The sequence below is a fragment of the Mesorhizobium sp. M0496 genome, assembly GCF_040321205.1.
GTDB lineage: Bacteria > Pseudomonadota > Alphaproteobacteria > Rhizobiales > Rhizobiaceae > Mesorhizobium.
On the sequence record NZ_JAMYRC010000023.1, the window covers coordinates 1 to 15692 of the forward strand.

A 15692-nucleotide genomic window follows, 5' to 3' on the forward strand; every position below is an offset into this window, starting at 1 on the left:
CGGCGGCCAGGTGTGCGGCGTGTGCTGCACGCGTGTGTCGTGGAGGGGGTTGGGGGGTTTCGCTAAGGGGGTCTTCGCAGCCTTGCCGGCGTATACTTTGTTGCGGGGGGGGGGGCCCTCCCCGCCCCCCCCACCGCCGATGAGGAAGGTCAGTGCCTTGCTGTCAGGCAAAGCTGTCGCGCAGGCTGGTCGCCGTACCGGTAAAGCGGCCACGCACCACGCCGACGACCGCGCCGAGCACCAGCCAGAACACCAGATTAGTCACTGTCACCGCCACCACGAACTGGTGATGCAGGCCTTCCGGGATCGGCGTCTCGAAACTGTCGGGCTGCGGCGCGCCGACAATATGCGGCGCGACGATCAACGCCACGGCCAGGATCGCCAGCGGCAGCGACTTGCGAAAGGCGATCAGGCCGAGCCCGGCCGCGGTCGCCGCCACCGTTGCCCACCACCAGATCTGGCGCTCGGTCAGATCGGCCGCGGGCATGGCCGGCAGTTCCGGCGGCAGGCCAAGACCCGGTGCCAGCGTGAACACGGCAAAGCCGGCCAAGCCCCAGAAGACGCCCTGCCGCCAGCCACCGATGCCGCCGGCGAATTCGGAGACTGCAACCAGAATCAGCGCGAAACCGATGCCGGTGACAATATTGGCAAGCACGCTGAAGGCGAAACGCTCGAAACCGTCTGCCGGCGCCCAACCCTCATCTTCGGCGGCCGGAGCGACTTCCGCCGCCGGAGCGGCTGTGCTCGTGGCATTGCTATCCGTTGGGGCCGGAGCGGCATGGTCATGGTGATGCCCGCCACCAGCCTGTTCGTAGACTTCCGCCTTCAGGATCAGCGGCACGGTGGCGTAGGCCTGCATGCAGGCGAGAACGACACCGGCCACGAGCCCTGCGATCGCCGCGATGAACACGACGTTGCGAAACAGGTTCATGATGTCAGATCCTCGTCAGTGGCAGGGAAACGCCATCGAATGGCGATAGTCGTGAGCCGCATTGTGGACTGCATCGATATGCGAGAAGCCGACAAAGCCCATCACGAAGATGCCGAGAAACGCAGCAAGAGCGAGCTGCATGAAGCGCGACTGCGAGGAGACGGAGGCGCCGAGGGAGACGGAAGCAGTAGTCATGTCTTGTCCTTTCGCCCTCCACCCGAGGGCATCGAAGTCAGTTTCCTGTCGCCGGCAGGTCTCCTGGCTCACGGATCAGCGCCCTTCCCCACCTTCCCGAAGAACAATCTTCAGTGGCATATGGAGAGGACTACCGCACACAGTTGCGGGGGCAGCCACGGCATTGGGCGAAACTCGCCCGCACCGCATTCCCTCTTGGCTCCAAAATGGAACCGACGACATCAGCGACTATAGGCAGAATCCTCGCCTCCGGCAAACCAAATTCCGCCGGCAACCATTGCGAATGCGTCGTGCCAGGCAAGGGCCGCCGGTGCCGCAATTGACAATTTTCCTGGCCGGGTGTCGGCTGGCACCTCCATAGGAAGCCAGCCCATGCAGCCCATTGCCAGCGAGCGCGATCCCTACAACGGCCTGACCCGGACCGAACCGACGCTGCCTTCGTCGGCCTATTGGGATGCAGGCACCTACCAAAACGATCTCGACGCTATCTGGTACAGAAGCTGGCTGCTGGTCTGCCGCGAGGCCGACCTTGCGCAACCGATGGCTTTCCGCACCTTCCGCATCGGCACGCAGGGGATTGTCGTGCTGCGTGACGAGACCGGCGAACTGCGCGCCTTCCACAACACCTGCCGCCATCGCGGCTCGCAGCTTTGCCGGGAAAGCGAAGGCCGGCTGAAGGCGCGGCTGATCACCTGCCCCTACCACGCCTGGTCTTATTCCCTGCGCGGCGATCTCGTGCGCGTGCCGTCGAAATCGCTGCCTGAAAATTTCGACAAGGCCGATCATCCGCTTTATCGCGTAGCGCTCTCGGTGTGGCGCGGTTTTATCTTCGTCAATCTCGCTGAAGACGCGATCGGTTCGGCGCAGACATCCTTCGATCCCGCATCCGGCGATCTCGGCAACTGGCCGCTGGAGACGTTGGTAAGCGGCCATGTGCTGCGCAAGGTTATGAACTGCAACTGGAAGATTTTTTGGGAAAACTTCAACGAATGCCTGCATTGCCCCGGCGTCCACAAGGACCTGTCGCGGCTGGTGCCGATCTATGGCCGCGGCCTGATGGGACGACACGACGATCCCGAATGGACGCGCCATGCCGACAATGACGCGCCGGAGTTTTCCGGCGGCCTGCGCACTGGCGCCGAGACATGGTCGAGCGACGGCCAGGCGCACGGGCCGGTCTTTTCGGGCCTGACACAGGCCGAGCGCACTGCGGGCCAGACCTACGCCACTAGCCTGCCGTCGATGTTCATCGTCGGCCATGTCGATTATGTCCGCACCGTGCGGCTGGTGCCGCTCGGCCCCGAACAGACCGAGCTTGTCGCCGAATGGCTGTTTACGCCCGAAGCGCTCGCCGCGACCGACATCGACAACATCGTTGCCTTCGGCACCCAGGTGCTGGAGGAAGATGCTGACATCTGCGAGGTCAACCAGAAAGGCTTGCGCTCGATGCGCCACACGGCCGGCGTGCTGATGCCCGAGGAATACGACCTGCACCGCTTCCACAACTGGGTGCGCGAGCGGCACGCGGCACTCCCGACCAAGCCCTGAAGATCAGAGTGATTTCGGCAGGTAGCGCCAGGTCACGAAGCCGCAAATCGCCGCCAGCAGGCCGAGCGTGACAAACACCGAGCCCAGCCCGAAGAAGGCCAGCACCACCGAATAGACCAGCGGCGGCGTTAGCTCGGAAAAGTCGAGATAGGTGCGGTAGACCGCCGCCATCTGTGATCTTTCATAGGAGCGCACCGAGCGCATGAAGGCGGTCGAGCCGAGTGCGTCGAGCGCGATGGTGAAGAAGGCGCCGCCAAGCAGGAAGGCGCCGGTGAGCAGCGGCACGGTTTCGCCGACGAAGCCTGCCGCCAGCAGCATGGCCGACATGGCGAAATAGGCAAACGTCATGGTCCGGCGGCCGCCAAAGCGCTTTCCTGCCTTGCCCCAGAAGATGGCCATGAACAGCAGCGCGTTACCGGCCGAAACCAGCAGGCCGCCGGCCAGCTTGCCCTCGCCGGCGATCACCATGAACAGCGGCCCATAGACGAAGAACGTCGTCCAGAAACAGGAGCGGCCGAAGGCGATCAGCCAGGCCAGCCTGAGTCTTGGCTGGGCGATGAAGCGGCCGATATTGGCGAGCGGATTGACCGGGCGTGTCTTGCCCGGACGGATCGACGGATTGTCGCCGAGCCGGTAGGTCCAAAACAGCGCCAGCAGGGCCAGGGCGAAGATCGCGACCGCGCCATGCGCGGCATAGATGCCGAAGCGTGTGTAGAGGAAGATGCCGAGCGTCGGCCCACCCGTCCAGGCCAACATCGACCATGCCATGCGCAGCGATTCGGCCTGCATGAAATCGGTCTTGCGGATGTGATCCATGATGTAGAGGTTGAGCGTGATCGACAGCGCGCTGGCGCCCATCACGCGGCACAGCATGCCGGCCAGTTGCCCGGCAAGCGTGTGCGTGACGAAGAACAGCGAGCCGATGGCCAGCAGGCAGGCGCCAGCCGTGTAGATCCAGCGGCGGGCAAAGCGGCGGATCAGCATCGGCATGAACAGCGTCACCGACAGGCCGAGCATCGCCACGACGGTGTAGAGGATCGAGACGATCTGCTCGTTATGCAGGATCTCGTAGGCCTGGATCGGGATGACGCTCGACACCGTAGCGCGGGCGAAGGATTCGACCGCGTAGAGCGAAGCGAAGGTGCGCGCGTCCGCGGCCTTGAGGGCCGGTAGCCAGATCGGATGGCGCACATGGGTGGACATTGCTTCCCCAAAGCAGAATCTATCGGGCCAAATCTGCCGTGGCGACCCCAGCGCCAATAAGAGGAAACCGACGCCTATCGGGCAAAAGCGAAGTCGGCCAAAGGCTTCCCGGCACTGGCCCAATGCGGCGGCTGATCCGGCGTCCTCGGCAAAATTCCCGGCCTTCTTTTGTTCGGTGCAACCGTGATAGTCGTTTTGCGGGGCTGAATCAGAATGCGAGACCATGAGCATCCAAACGCCGACCGCACCCGTTCAGGATCGACCAAGGCGCATCGTCGCCATCGACATTGTGCGCGGCATCGCGCTGATCGCCATGGCGAGCTACCATTTCACCTGGGATCTGGAATTCTTCGGCTACACCGATCCCGGCCTGACCGCCTTCGGCTGGTGGAAGATCTACGCACGCTGCATCGCCTCGACCTTCCTGTTCCTGGTCGGCGTCAGCCTGTACCTCGCCCATGGCCGACAAATCCGCTGGAACGGCTTCTGGAAGCGTTTCGCCATGGTCGCCGGAGCCGCGATCGCGATTTCGATCGTCACCCGCATCGCCACGCCGGACGGCTTCATCTTCTTCGGCATATTGCATGAGATCGCGCTCGCCAGCCTGCTCGGCCTGCTGTTTCTTCGCCTGCCGGCTTTGCTGACCATGATGGTTGCCGCGCTGGTCATCGCGGCGCCGATCTATTTGCGCTTCGAGGCTTTCGACCATCCATGGCTGTGGTGGGTCGGCCTGTCGGCGATCAATCCGCGTTCCAATGACTACGTTCCGCTGTTCCCGTGGTTCGGCGCTGTGCTTCTCGGCATAGGCGTCACTAAGCTTGCCGCGGGCGCGGGTGTCTTGACGTGGCTGGCGAACCTCAAGTCAGGCCGCTGGGCCAACCCGCTGGTCTTCATCGGCCGGCACAGCCTGGCCTTCTACCTGATCCATCAACCGCTGCTGATCGGCTGCGTGTGGCTGTTCTCGCAGATCATGCCGGCACAGGTTGAAACGCCGCAGGTGAACTTCCTCAAAACCTGCCAGCTGTCCTGCGAGCAGTCGCGCGACACCGAGTTCTGTTCCAGCTACTGTGTCTGCATGCTCGATACGCTCGAGGGCGAGGCCACGCTTGATCGGCTCTACAACAACGACCAGACTGCGGAATGGAAGGCACACCTGTCCGATCTCGCCGGCATGTGTACCGCCAAAACCGACAGCAAGTTGATGGAGGAAGGGGTCAAATGACCGAGAACCAGCCGAAGCAGGGGCTCATACCGTGGCCGCCGCTGATCTACATGGCCGCCATCGCCATCAGCATTGCCCTTGGCCTGCTCTACCCCCTGCCCTGGATCGGCGACCTCCTGGGTGACATTCTTTTCGCGGCCGGCTGGGTGGCCCTGTTCGCCGTCGCCGCACTCTGGCTCACCGCGATCCGCACCATGATCCGGGCCAAGACCACGCTCAACCCCAACGCGGTGCCCGATCACCTGGTCACGTCAGGTCCCTTCGGCATCACCCGCAATCCGATCTATCTCGCCAACACGCTGCTGTTGATCGGCGTCGCCTTTGTCTCGGGGATAGCGTGGTTCCTCCCGTTGGCGTTCATCGCGGCCTTCGCCACGCAGAAGATGGCCATCGAGAGCGAGGAAAAGGTGCTGGCGGCGAAGTTCGGCAAGAAATACCGCGACTACGCGAAACGCGTGCGACGCTGGATTTGAGCTGGCGCGTTCGTCATCCACGGGCCGAGCAAGGAGCAGAGCGACGCGGCGCAGACCCGAGGATGACGAGGGCTCAGGTATTCACGCCGAGTTCGACGAGCCGCTCGACGCAGGATTCTTCGGCCTGGTCGAGCTCGGCCAGCGTCTCTTCAAGGTCGCGGCGCTTCTGCCTGAGATCCTCGCGCTTTTCTTCGATGCGCTTGATCATCAGCTTGAGTTGACCGACCTCGCCGGGCGGCTCCTTGTACATCTGGATGATTTCGCGGATCTCGTTGATCGAGAAGCCGAGCCTCTTGCCACGCATGATCTGCCGGATGAGGTGGCGATCGGACGGGCGAAACAGCCGCGTGCGGCCACGCCGCACCGGCTGCACCAGCCCCTCATCCTCATAGAAGCGCAGCGTCCGCGTCGATACGTCGAACTCGCGAGTCAACTCGGTGATCGAATAATATTCCCGCATAGTCACTCCCGGACGCCGGAATCCCGAGCGATCGCCCTGCGGCGTCGCCCTCCTGTCCCGAACCAAACCCATGCCATGCCGGAATCGACAAGGCGCCCCGCCCAAGCCTCGCACGGCGTTTACGTAAAAGTCAATTGAGGCACGACTGTACCTTTAGGGTACACCGAACCACCATGTGGCAATGCCGAGAAACGCAAAGAAGCCGACGACATCCGTGACGGTGGTGACGAAGACAGCCGAAGCAACCGCCGGGTCGACCTTGAAACGGTCGAGCAGCAGCGGGATCAGGATGCCGGCGAGCGCAGCCACGAACATGTTGATGATCATCGCCGCGGCGATGATGCCACCCAGATTGGGATCACGGAACCAGGCTGCCGCAACGATGCCGATCAGGATGGCGAAGATAATGCCGTTGATGAAGCCAACCCCCATCTCGCGGCGAATGATGCGGCTGGCGTTGTAGATGTCGAGATCCCTGGTCGCCAGCGCCCGCACGGTGACGGTCATGGTCTGCGAGCCGGCATTACCGCCCATGCCGGCTACGATCGGCATCAGCACCGCCAGTGCCACGATATGTTCGATCGTGCGGTCGAACAGGCTGATGACCGACGCCGCCAGGAACGCGGTCAAAAGGTTGATCAGCAACCACGGAACCCGCGAGCGCGAGGTCGAAAAGATACTGTCGGAGAGTTCTTCGTCACCGACGCCACCCATGCGCATCAGATCTTCCTCGGCCTCCTGCTGGATGACGTCGACGACATCGTCGATGGTCAGCACGCCGACCAGCCGCTCGTTCTCGTCGACGACGGCGGCCGACAAAAGGTCGTACTGCTCGAATTCCCGCGCCGCCTCTTCCTGATCCATGGTGGCCGGAATGGCGTGCCGCGTCTCGTGCATGACCTCCTCGACCTTGACCGAGCGCTTGGTGCGCAGAATCTGGTCGAGGTCGATGGCGCCGAGCAGCTTGAAGCTCGGATCGATGACGAAGATCTGGCTGAAGCGGTCGGGAAGGTTGTTGTCCTCGCGCATGTAGTCGATGGTCTGGCCGATCGTCCAGAACGGCGGCACCGCGACGAACTCCGTCTGCATGCGGCGGCCGGCCGTCTCTTCCGGGTAATCGAGCGAGCGGCGCAGCCTGATCCGCTCGGTGAACGGCAGCTGCGACAGGATCTCGTCCTGGTCTTCCTGATCGAGATCCTCGAGAATGTAGACCGCGTCGTCGGAATCGAGCTCCTGCACCGCCTGGGCAATCTGCGCATTGGGCAGATTGTCGACGATCTCCATGCGGATCGCCTCATCGACCTCGGTCAGCGCTGAGAAGTCGAAATCGGCGCCCAAGAGGTCGACCAGCGCACGGCGCTGGTCGGGGTGCAGCGCCTCGAGCAGGTCCCCGAGTTCCGATTGGTGCAGGTCGTCGACTTCACGCTTCAGCGCGAGCGTGTCGCGATCGGCGATCGCAGCACCGATCTGGGCAAGGAAGGACGAAAGGACGGCGCCGTCCTCGCCATAGATGTCGGCGTGGTGCTCTTCGGCGGCCCTGGCGCCGGTCGTCCGTTCGTCCTGGCCTTCCACCAGCGCCTCCCGCCATCGCAATCCCGGAAAAGGTGCAAATCAGGTCTAGAGCATCGAACCCAAACGTGGAAACCGGTTTTGGGAAATCCGGCGTCCTGACGGAGATGGACGTCGGCACGATTCGATTTGAGAACTTATCGCTCTAACGCTCGGAATATCAAACGAAATGGGTGCTTTTCCATCTCACCTGCTTCACCATGAAAAGTATCGCGTATGCTCAACCTGACAATACCTATCCTGTCAGAAACCAGCAGGGTTCCGGTTCAGGACACGCGACAGCGCATGTCGCTGGGGAAAGAGCACCCCGGCGCGATTGGGTCAGAATTGTCCTGGTACAGGCTCCAAGGCGAACACTTGGATCCGCCTATCTCCGCAACCAGAGCAACCGGACGCCCTTGAAGATAAAGCTGGAGACAACGAAAAAGGCAATCGAAGCGAGGCGCGTCCGCGTCGTCGTCGCCGAACGCAATCCGCTCGTCATTTCGGCGCTGCGCGAAATGCTGGAATGCGATGGGCGTTTCGAGCTTGTGGCCTCCGTGCAAAGCGGCAAGCATTTCCTGGACCTGGCGGCGGAGGCCGAGTTCGATGTCGCCATCATCGGCTGGAAGCTCGCCGACATGGATGGCGCCGATGTCCTTGCCGAGGTCCAGAGCCGCAAGTTCGATGTGCGCATCACGGTGTTTTCCAATGACCACGACATCGGCATCCTGAAGCAATGCGTGCGGCTCGGCGCCCAGGGCTACTGCTTCCAGTTCGACGATCCGCCGATCATCTTCGACACGATCCTGGCCGTCGCGCACGGCCGCATCTGCATCCCCTATATCGACATCAACAAGGTCAACGACACGCCGCTATCGCAGCTCACGGTGCGTGAGCGCGAACTGCTGGCGGTGCTGTCCGACGGTTGGACCAATCTTCAGATCGCGACACGGACCGGTATCTCGGAAAATACCGTGAAGTACCACCTCAAGAATCTCTACGACAAGCTTGACGTCCGCAACCGGGCGATGGCCGTCGCGCTCTATTCGAGCGAGAGGCGCCGCAGTCCCAAGCAGCCTTTCGGGTAGGTCGAGCCCACCCGCGCGCGGCGACAATTTACCCGGCAAGGTGTTGTTGACCAGCGCCGCCGAAACGACACTCATTCCACAAATTCTGGCACTCGCCACGAATTCTGGCACTCGGAGGAGTTCGCGCATGGCTGGGTTCACCCATCTTTTCATTCCAGGACCCACCAACATCCCGGAGCAGGTCCGGCAAGCGATGAACCTCCCGATGGAGGATATGCGCGCCGGGTCATTCCCTGATTTCACGTTGCCGCTGTTTGAAGACATCCGACGGGTCTTCAAGAACGAGACTGGCCGCGTCTTCATTTATCCATCCTCCGGTACCGGCGCCTGGGAAGCGGCGATGACCAATGTTCTCAGCCCCGGCGACCGCGTGCTGATGTCGCGCTTCGGCCAGTTCTCGCATCTGTGGGTCGACATGGCCGAGCGCCTCGGTTTCGAGGTGGACGTGATCGACTGCGAATGGGGAACCGGCGTACCGCTCGACCTCTATGCGGAAAAGTTGAATGCGGACAAGGCGCATCGCATCAAAGCGGTCTTCTGCACGCAGAACGAGACCGCGACCGGCGTCACCAGCGATGTCGCCGGCTGTCGCGCCGTACTCGACGCCGCTGATCACCCTGCCCTGCTCTTTGTCGACGGTGTGTCGTCGATCGGTTCGATCGATTTCCGGCAGGAGGAATGGGGCGTCGACTGCGCCGTCAGCGGTTCGCAGAAAGGCTTCATGCTGCCGGCCGGCCTCGGCTTCCTCTCAGTCAGCAAGAAGGCCCTTGTCGCTTCGAGGAGCGCCACCCACCGGCGCTGCTTCTTCTCCTTCGAGGACATGATCCGCGCCAACGACGCCGGCTATTTCCCCTACACGCCGGCGACGCAACTGCTGCGCGGCCTGCGCGCCTCGCTCGATCTGATCGCCGACGAAGGGCTCGACAACATTTTCGTCCGTCACCATCGCCTCGCCGAAGGCGTGCGCAAGGCGGTCGACGCCTGGGGCCTGAAGCTTTGCGCGAAGGCGCCGAAATGGCACTCCGACACCGTCAGCGCCATCCTCGTGCCGGAGGGCATCGACAGCGCCGAAATCGTCAAGCGCGCCTACCAGACGTACCGGACGTCGCTCGGCGGCGGTCTCAACAAGGTGTTCGGCAAGGTCTTCCGCATCGGCCATCTCGGTTGGCTGAACGAAGTCATGGTGCTCGCCTCGCTGTCGGCGGCGGAAATGGCGCTCCTCGATTGCGGTGTGCGGCTGGCGCCGGGCTCCGGCGTCGGCGCCGCCATCCAGCATTTTCGAGCCTCGGCCGCAGTGCCGGTCGCCGAAGCCGCATGAGGGGGAGCCGACCATGAGCCACACCATCAACCATCTGAAGAAACTGAGACTGCAGCGCAGCGAACTCGCGGTTCCCGGTTCAAGCCCGGAGATGATCGACAAGGCGGCAAACAGCGCCGCCGACTTCGTCTTCCTCGACATCGAGGACGCGGTGGCCCCGCCGGACAAGGAACGCGCCCGCAAGAACATCATCCAGGCGCTCAACGACATCGACTGGCGCGCCAAGGGCAAGACCGTTTCGGTGCGCATCAACGGCCTCGACACACACTACATGTACCGCGACGTGGTCGACGTGATGGAACAGGCCGGCGACCGGCTGGACACGATCCTGGTGCCGAAAGTCGGTGTGCCGGCCGACCTCTACATGGTCGAGGCCATGGTCAACCAGATCGAGATGGCCAAGGGCTACAAGACCCGCGTCGGCCTGGAAGCGCTCATCGAGACGGCACTCGGCATGGCCAATGTCGAGGCGATCGCCGCGACACCAGGCCGCCTGGAGGCAATGCATTTCGGCGTCGCCGACTATGCCGCGAGCTGCAAGGCGCGCACCGTCAACATTGGCGGGCTCAACCCGGACTATCCCGGCGACCAGTGGCATTTCGCTTTGTCGCGGATGACCGTAGCCTGCAGGGCCTACGGCCTGCGCGCCATTGACGGACCATTCGGCGATTTCTCCGATCCGGAAGGTTACATCGCCGGCGCCAAGCGCGCGGCTGCCCTTGGCATCGAAGGCAAATGGGCGATCCACCCCTCGCAGATCGAGCTTGCCAACAGCGTCTTCTCCCCGCCGGAAAAGGAGGTCACCCGCGCCAGGCGCATCCTCGAAGTGCTGAAGGAGGCCGAGGCGCAAGGCAAGGGAGCGGCCGCACTCGACGGCAAGATGATCGATGCCGCGTCGGAGCGCATGGCGAGGAACGTATTGGTGGTCAACGAAGCAATCGAACGCGCCGGCCAATCACGCGTCGCTACGCATTGACTGCTTAGGGAGGACAAAAATGGACATCCACGAGTATCAGGCCAAGGAACTGCTCGCCCGCCACGGGGTTCACGTCCCGCGCGGCGGCCTCGCCTACAGCCCCGAGCAGGCGACCTATCGCGCCCGCGAGATAGGCGGCGGCAAATGGGTGCTGAAGGCGCAGGTCCATTCCGGCGCCCGCGGCAAGGCCGGCGGCATCAAGCTCTGCGCCAATGACGAGGAAATCTCCGACGCGGCCGAAGCCATGCTCGGCCGCAAGCTGGTGACCCAGCAGACCGGCCCGCGCGGCAAGCTGATTTCGCGGCTCTATCTCGAGGAAGCCGTCGACATCGCCCAGGAACTGTATGTCGGCTTCGTCCTCGACCGGAAGGAGGAGCGCGTCATGATTGTGGCGTCGGCCGCCGGCGGCATGGAGATCGAGGATATCGTCGAGAGGGCGCCGGATTCCATCATCCGGACCACGGTCGATCCCGGCGTCGGCATGCAGCGCTTCCAGGCGCGAGAGATCGCCTTCGGGCTTGGCCTGGATCAGAGCCTGATCGGCAAGGCGACCGAAACCATCTTCAGCTGCTACCAGGTGTTCCGCGACTACGATGCCTCGATGCTGGAGATCAATCCGCTGGTGGTGACTCGCGATGGCAACCTCGTCGCGCTCGACGCCAAGATGTCGTTCGACGAGAACGCGTTGTACCGGCGGCCGGAAATCTCCGAACTGCGCGACAAGAGCCAGGAAGACCCGCGCGAAACCTTCGCCAGCGACCGCGGCCTCTCCTATGTCGGCCTCGATGGCAATATCGGCTGCATCATCAACGGCGCCGGCCTCGCCATGGCAACGATGGACATGATCAAGATCGCCGGCGGCGAGCCGGCGAACTTCCTGGACATCGGCGGCGGCGCCTCGCCGGAGCGGGTGGCGAAATCGTTCCGTGCCGTGCTTGGTGACAAGAATGTCGAGACCATCCTGGTCAACATCTTCGCCGGCATCAACCGATGCGACTGGGTCGCCGAGGGCGTCATCAAGGCGATCCGCGAAGTCGGCGTCAACGTACCATTGGTGGTGCGGCTTGCCGGCACCAAGGTCGAGGAAGGGCGCCGCATCCTGGCCGATTCCGGCGAGGCGGTGATCGTTGCCGAAACGCTGGCGGAAGCCGCCGAAAAGGCCGTCGCCGCCTGGCGCGCGGTGTCGCTCAAGAAAGCAAACTGAGGGAGTTCGAAATGGCAATCCTGCTCAACCGCGGTACGCGGGTCATCGTCCAGGGCTTCACCGGCAAGATCGGCAGCTTCCATGCCGAGGACATGAAGCGCTATGGCACCAAGCTCGTCGGCGGCGTGACGCCCGGCAAGGGCGGGCAGACGCATCTCGGCCTGCCCGTTTTCAACACCGTCAAGGGAGCCGTTCGCGAAACCCGCGCCGAGGCCAGCATCGTCTTCGTGCCGCCGCCTTTCGCCGCCGACTCCATCATGGAAGCCGCAGATGCTGGCATTAAGCTGTGCGTCTGCATCACCGACGGCATTCCCTCGCAGGACATGATGCAGGTCAAGCGCTATATGCGCCGCTACCGTTTTGAGGACCGCATGCGGCTGATCGGGCCTAACTGCGCCGGGGTGATTACGCCCGGACAGGCACTGATGGGCATCATGCCGGGCAGCATCTATCTCCCCGGCCGCGTCGGCATCGTCGGGCGCTCGGGCACGCTCGGCTATGAGGCCGCCTCGCAGATGAAGGCGCTTGGCATCGGCGTCTCGACCAGCGTCGGCATCGGCGGCGATCCGATCAACGGCTCGTCTTTCAAGGACATTCTGAAGCTGTTCGAGCAGGACGACGAAACCGACGCCGTGGTGATGATCGGCGAGATCGGCGGACCGCAGGAAGCGGAAGCAGCGATCTGGGCGCGCGACAACATGCGCAAGCCGCTGATCGCCTATATCGCCGGGCTTTCCGCGCCAAAAGGCCGGCGCATGGGCCATGCCGGCGCCATCATCTCGGCCTTCGGCGAATCGGCGCAGGAAAAGGTCGAAATCCTGAAAGAGGCCGGCGTCGCCATTGTGCCGACGCCATCGTCCTTCGGCGAGGTCGTGGCCGATACCCTGGCCCGGAAGAAGGCTGCCTGATTCCGATCGAGCCGGCTTTCGGGCTTACAGCTTAGTCAACAAACGAAACGGCGGCGTGGTCTGAATGACGCGCCGCCGCTGCCGTTTCGAGCCTCGAGAAGGCCGACCGCCGTGACGTGTCGCACCCGATCTCACCTCATCGACATCAAGTTCGTGATCAGACCCGCTTTGATTTCGAGCGTAGGCGCATCGACCACTGGATGGCCGATGTCCCTCAACTGATCGACGGTCAGACCTGCGATTGCTCTGCGTCGTGCAGCGGTACGCCGCCAGTTTCTGAAAGCTGCGATCGTTACTGCTATGCTTGCCGGCAGTGCCCTAAGGAGGCGACCTTTCCTCGGATAGCGACTGGCGCGAGTTCCCGTATGAGCCATTTTGGCCCTCCCATTTCCAGATTACGGCCAGAGCTTGCCATGCCTGTGCTTTGCGGCTGTTCGGCCGCGCGCGAAAAAAAGAGAAAAACCGGCCCGCCGCTGCTAAATCTGCGTTAAATCGACCGACGGAAATGCTATCCAGCCCACTGGGGTCGAAGTCTGGAGCCAATCGTGCGCATTCGGTTGCTTGGCGGTCTCGAAGTTATTTCCCTTGACGACCAGCCCGTCCGCTTCAGCACGCGCAAGTCCTCGCTTCTTTTTGCTGCTCTGGTCTTGGCAGGCCGCCGAGGACTCAGTCGAGAGCCGCTCTCCGAGGTCTTTTGGCCGGGACGGGACGGCGCGCAGGCACGCAACAGTCTACGGCAGGCGCTTGTCGACATCAGGCGGCCGTTTCCAACGCGCAGCGATGCAGCCATCTACATCGAGGGAGACCAGGAATCCGTCGCGCTGACAGCTGGTTCCGACGAAGCGGATATCTGGGTCTTCGAGCAGAAGCTCAAGCAAGGCCAAGTCATTGATCTTGCCGCCGCTGCCGACCTCTATCGCGGCGACGTCCTTGCCGGCGAAGTCATCCCGGACGAACTGGGCGAGTGGTTTGGATCGCATCAGAGCAGATATCAACGCAAAGCACGGCAATTGGTGGAACGGCTGAGCCTCGCGCCGCTCGCACCCGACTCGGCGGAAGAGGCAGCCTGCGAAGGACTTGCGGAAAGGCTGCTCGCTTCGGACCCAACCGCGGAAGAGGCCCATCGGGCGCTGATCCGGATCTATGTACATCGGGGTCACGAAAATGCAGCCCTGCGCCAGTTCGACCTTTGCCGAGCAGCCTTGACAAAGCATCTGGGCGTGGAACCCGAGGCGCAGACAGGTTCCCTTGCAGCTTCGCTGCGATCAAGGGAACGAGTCGAGTATCAGCAGACCAAGGCGGATCTTGAGGTTGCGTCGGTGCTGCAGTCCAACGGCGAGGCCGCGATAACGCTGCCGCCGCTTCCGATGAAACCGTCAGTCGCCGTGCTGCCCTTTCAGAACCTGAGCGGCGACCCCGAGCAAGACTATTTCGCGGACGGTGTCGTGGAGGACATCACCACTGCGCTGGCTCGCTTCCGCCATCTCTTTGTCATCGCGCGGAATTCGAGCTTCGCCTACAAGGGTCGAACCGCGGACGTGAAGCAGATCGGGCGCGAACTCGGCGTGCGCTACGTGGTTGAGGGCAGCGTGCGCCGAGCGGGCGATCGCCTGCGCATTGCCGGGCAGCTCATCGACACTTCGACAGGTGCCCACCTCTGGGCAGATCGCTTCGACGGAACTCTGGCGGATGTGTTCGATCTCCAGGATCAGGTCACGTCCAGCATAGTGGGCGCAATAACACCGAAAGTGGAAGAGGCTGAGATCGAGCGTGCCAAACGCAAGCCGACGGAGAGCCTCGACGCTTACGACTACTATCTCCGCGGGCTATCTGCCTTTGACCGCACGATCACCGACAGATTGGTCATCGACGATGCCTTGCGGCTCTTCATGAAGGCGATCGAGCGTGACCCGGAGTTCGCTCTGGCCCATGCCCGGGCGGCGCGGTGCTACGCCACGCGAAAGAGTAACGGCTGGATGGTCAACCGCGCGGAAGAGATTGCCGAAGCCACTCGACTGGCCAGAAGAGCAGTCGAATTCGGGAGGGACGATGCGATTGTGCTCTCCTACGCTGGATACGTCCTCGGCTACGTAGGCGGCGATCTGGAGGACAGTGCCGCCTGCATCGACCGTGCGCTCACTCTCAGCCCGAACTCGGCCATTGCCTTGGGCGTCAGCAGCTGGGTGAAGGCTTGCTTGGGCGAGCCAGACGAGGCCATCGAGCACGCCGCGCTTGCCATGCGCCTAAGCCCGCTGGATCCACGCCTGTTCGCCTGGCAGTTCAACACCGGGCTCGCTCATTTCTGTGCTGGCCACTACGATGACGCCGTCGCATGGGCGGGAAAATCGTTGCGCCTGCAGCCGAACTACCCGAGCGCTATGCGCGTGGTGGCAGCAGGTCATGCGCTTGCGGGGCGGCTTGCGGAAGCACGGGAAATGACCGCTCGCCTGTGCGAATTCGATGCTGCGCTCCGCCTTTCGAATCTCGCGGATGTGTTGCCGCCATTTCGTCGACAGGACGATCGCGCCAGGTATGTCGAAGCACTTCGGAAAGCAGGACTGCCGGAGTAATCCGGTATCACCGGCAGGCGTGTCGAGTTTGGCGTTGCCCTTGGG

The 15692-nt window shown here is 62.9% G+C and carries 14 protein-coding genes and 1 riboswitch; of the genes, 9 read left to right on the forward strand and 5 right to left on the reverse strand.

The features are described 5' to 3' along the window. Positions 1–163: 163 nt before the first annotated feature. Complete coding sequence (locus NKI73_RS19345; protein WP_352632426.1) at positions 164–931, reverse strand: CbtA family protein; 768 nt, start codon at positions 929–931, stop codon at positions 164–166. A 15-nt stretch (positions 932–946) separates the two neighbouring features. Further along, positions 947–1126, reverse strand: a complete 180-nt coding sequence (locus NKI73_RS19350) for a CbtB domain-containing protein (protein WP_109667912.1) — start codon at positions 1124–1126, stop codon at positions 947–949. A 36-nt stretch (positions 1127–1162) separates the two neighbouring features. Further along, positions 1163–1358: riboswitch (cobalamin riboswitch) on the reverse strand. Between the two features lie 140 nt (positions 1359–1498). On the opposite strand from NKI73_RS19350, the gene NKI73_RS19355 reads away from it, so the two are divergent. Further along, positions 1499–2674, forward strand: coding sequence for an aromatic ring-hydroxylating oxygenase subunit alpha (locus NKI73_RS19355; protein WP_352632429.1), 1176 nt, complete (start codon positions 1499–1501; stop codon positions 2672–2674). Positions 2675–2677: 3 nt separating this feature from the next. On the opposite strand, the gene NKI73_RS19360 is transcribed toward NKI73_RS19355, so the two are convergent. After that, positions 2678–3877 carry an MFS transporter gene (locus NKI73_RS19360; RefSeq protein ID WP_352632431.1) on the reverse strand — a complete coding sequence of 400 codons (1200 nt, stop codon included), beginning with the start codon at positions 3875–3877 and terminating at the stop codon, positions 2678–2680. A 223-nt stretch (positions 3878–4100) separates the two neighbouring features. On the opposite strand from NKI73_RS19360, the gene NKI73_RS19365 reads away from it, so the two are divergent. Continuing rightward, positions 4101–5099: a heparan-alpha-glucosaminide N-acetyltransferase gene (locus NKI73_RS19365; RefSeq protein ID WP_352632433.1), complete on the forward strand. Its 999-nt coding sequence runs from the start codon at positions 4101–4103 to the stop codon at positions 5097–5099. Continuing rightward, complete coding sequence (locus NKI73_RS19370; protein ID WP_352632435.1) at positions 5096–5572, forward strand: methyltransferase family protein; 477 nt, start codon at positions 5096–5098, stop codon at positions 5570–5572. The genes NKI73_RS19365 and NKI73_RS19370 overlap by 4 nt, the downstream gene beginning before the upstream one ends. 73 nt (positions 5573–5645) lie before the next feature. Here NKI73_RS19370 and NKI73_RS19375 read toward each other — a convergent pair whose 3' ends face one another. Next, positions 5646–6032 carry a MerR family transcriptional regulator gene (locus NKI73_RS19375; RefSeq protein WP_006203215.1) on the reverse strand — a complete coding sequence of 129 codons (387 nt, stop codon included), beginning with the start codon at positions 6030–6032 and terminating at the stop codon, positions 5646–5648. A gap of 153 nt (positions 6033–6185) precedes the next feature. Next, the gene (gene mgtE / locus NKI73_RS19380; RefSeq protein ID WP_352632437.1) at positions 6186–7604 is read right to left on the reverse strand and encodes a magnesium transporter; all 1419 of its coding nucleotides are present in this window, start codon (positions 7602–7604) and stop codon (positions 6186–6188) included. A 395-nt stretch (positions 7605–7999) separates the two neighbouring features. Between mgtE and NKI73_RS19385 the strand changes: the two genes are divergently transcribed. The 6 genes from NKI73_RS19385 (at position 8000) to NKI73_RS19410 (ending at position 15647) form a co-directional block, all read left to right on the forward strand. Then, on the forward strand, positions 8000–8671 hold the full coding sequence (locus NKI73_RS19385) for a LuxR C-terminal-related transcriptional regulator (protein WP_352632439.1): 672 nt from the start codon (positions 8000–8002) through the stop codon (positions 8669–8671). Between the two features lie 127 nt (positions 8672–8798). Then, the gene (locus NKI73_RS19390; RefSeq protein ID WP_352632440.1) at positions 8799–9989 is read left to right on the forward strand and encodes an aminotransferase class V-fold PLP-dependent enzyme; all 1191 of its coding nucleotides are present in this window, start codon (positions 8799–8801) and stop codon (positions 9987–9989) included. Positions 9990–10002: 13 nt separating this feature from the next. Beyond that, positions 10003–10965, forward strand: a complete 963-nt coding sequence (locus tag NKI73_RS19395) for an HpcH/HpaI aldolase/citrate lyase family protein (protein ID WP_352632442.1) — start codon at positions 10003–10005, stop codon at positions 10963–10965. A gap of 19 nt (positions 10966–10984) precedes the next feature. Continuing rightward, positions 10985–12169: a malate--CoA ligase subunit beta gene (locus NKI73_RS19400; protein ID WP_352632444.1), complete on the forward strand. Its 1185-nt coding sequence runs from the start codon at positions 10985–10987 to the stop codon at positions 12167–12169. A gap of 11 nt (positions 12170–12180) precedes the next feature. Beyond that, positions 12181–13077 (forward strand): succinate--CoA ligase subunit alpha, encoded by an 897-nt coding sequence (gene sucD, locus NKI73_RS19405; RefSeq protein WP_352632446.1) that lies wholly within the window; start codon positions 12181–12183, stop codon positions 13075–13077. Between the two features lie 545 nt (positions 13078–13622). Next, entirely contained in the window at positions 13623–15647 is a 2025-nt protein-coding gene (locus NKI73_RS19410) for a BTAD domain-containing putative transcriptional regulator (RefSeq protein WP_352632448.1), read from the forward strand. Positions 15648–15692 lie beyond the last annotated feature (45 nt).

Coding starts and splice junctions, on each gene's coding strand:
- NKI73_RS19345 (WP_352632426.1), bottom strand. CDS start 931: ATGAACCTGTTTCGCAACGTCGTGTTCATCGCGGCGATCGCAGGGCTC.
- NKI73_RS19350 (WP_109667912.1), bottom strand. CDS start 1,126: ATGACTACTGCTTCCGTCTCCCTCGGCGCCTCCGTCTCCTCGCAGTCG.
- NKI73_RS19355 (WP_352632429.1), top strand. CDS start 1,499: ATGCAGCCCATTGCCAGCGAGCGCGATCCCTACAACGGCCTGACCCGG.
- NKI73_RS19360 (WP_352632431.1), bottom strand. CDS start 3,877: ATGTCCACCCATGTGCGCCATCCGATCTGGCTACCGGCCCTCAAGGCC.
- NKI73_RS19365 (WP_352632433.1), top strand. CDS start 4,101: ATGAGCATCCAAACGCCGACCGCACCCGTTCAGGATCGACCAAGGCGC.
- NKI73_RS19370 (WP_352632435.1), top strand. CDS start 5,096: ATGACCGAGAACCAGCCGAAGCAGGGGCTCATACCGTGGCCGCCGCTG.
- NKI73_RS19375 (WP_006203215.1), bottom strand. CDS start 6,032: ATGCGGGAATATTATTCGATCACCGAGTTGACTCGCGAGTTCGACGTA.
- NKI73_RS19390 (WP_352632440.1), top strand. CDS start 8,799: ATGGCTGGGTTCACCCATCTTTTCATTCCAGGACCCACCAACATCCCG.
- NKI73_RS19395 (WP_352632442.1), top strand. CDS start 10,003: ATGAGCCACACCATCAACCATCTGAAGAAACTGAGACTGCAGCGCAGC.
- NKI73_RS19400 (WP_352632444.1), top strand. CDS start 10,985: ATGGACATCCACGAGTATCAGGCCAAGGAACTGCTCGCCCGCCACGGG.
- sucD (WP_352632446.1), top strand. CDS start 12,181: ATGGCAATCCTGCTCAACCGCGGTACGCGGGTCATCGTCCAGGGCTTC.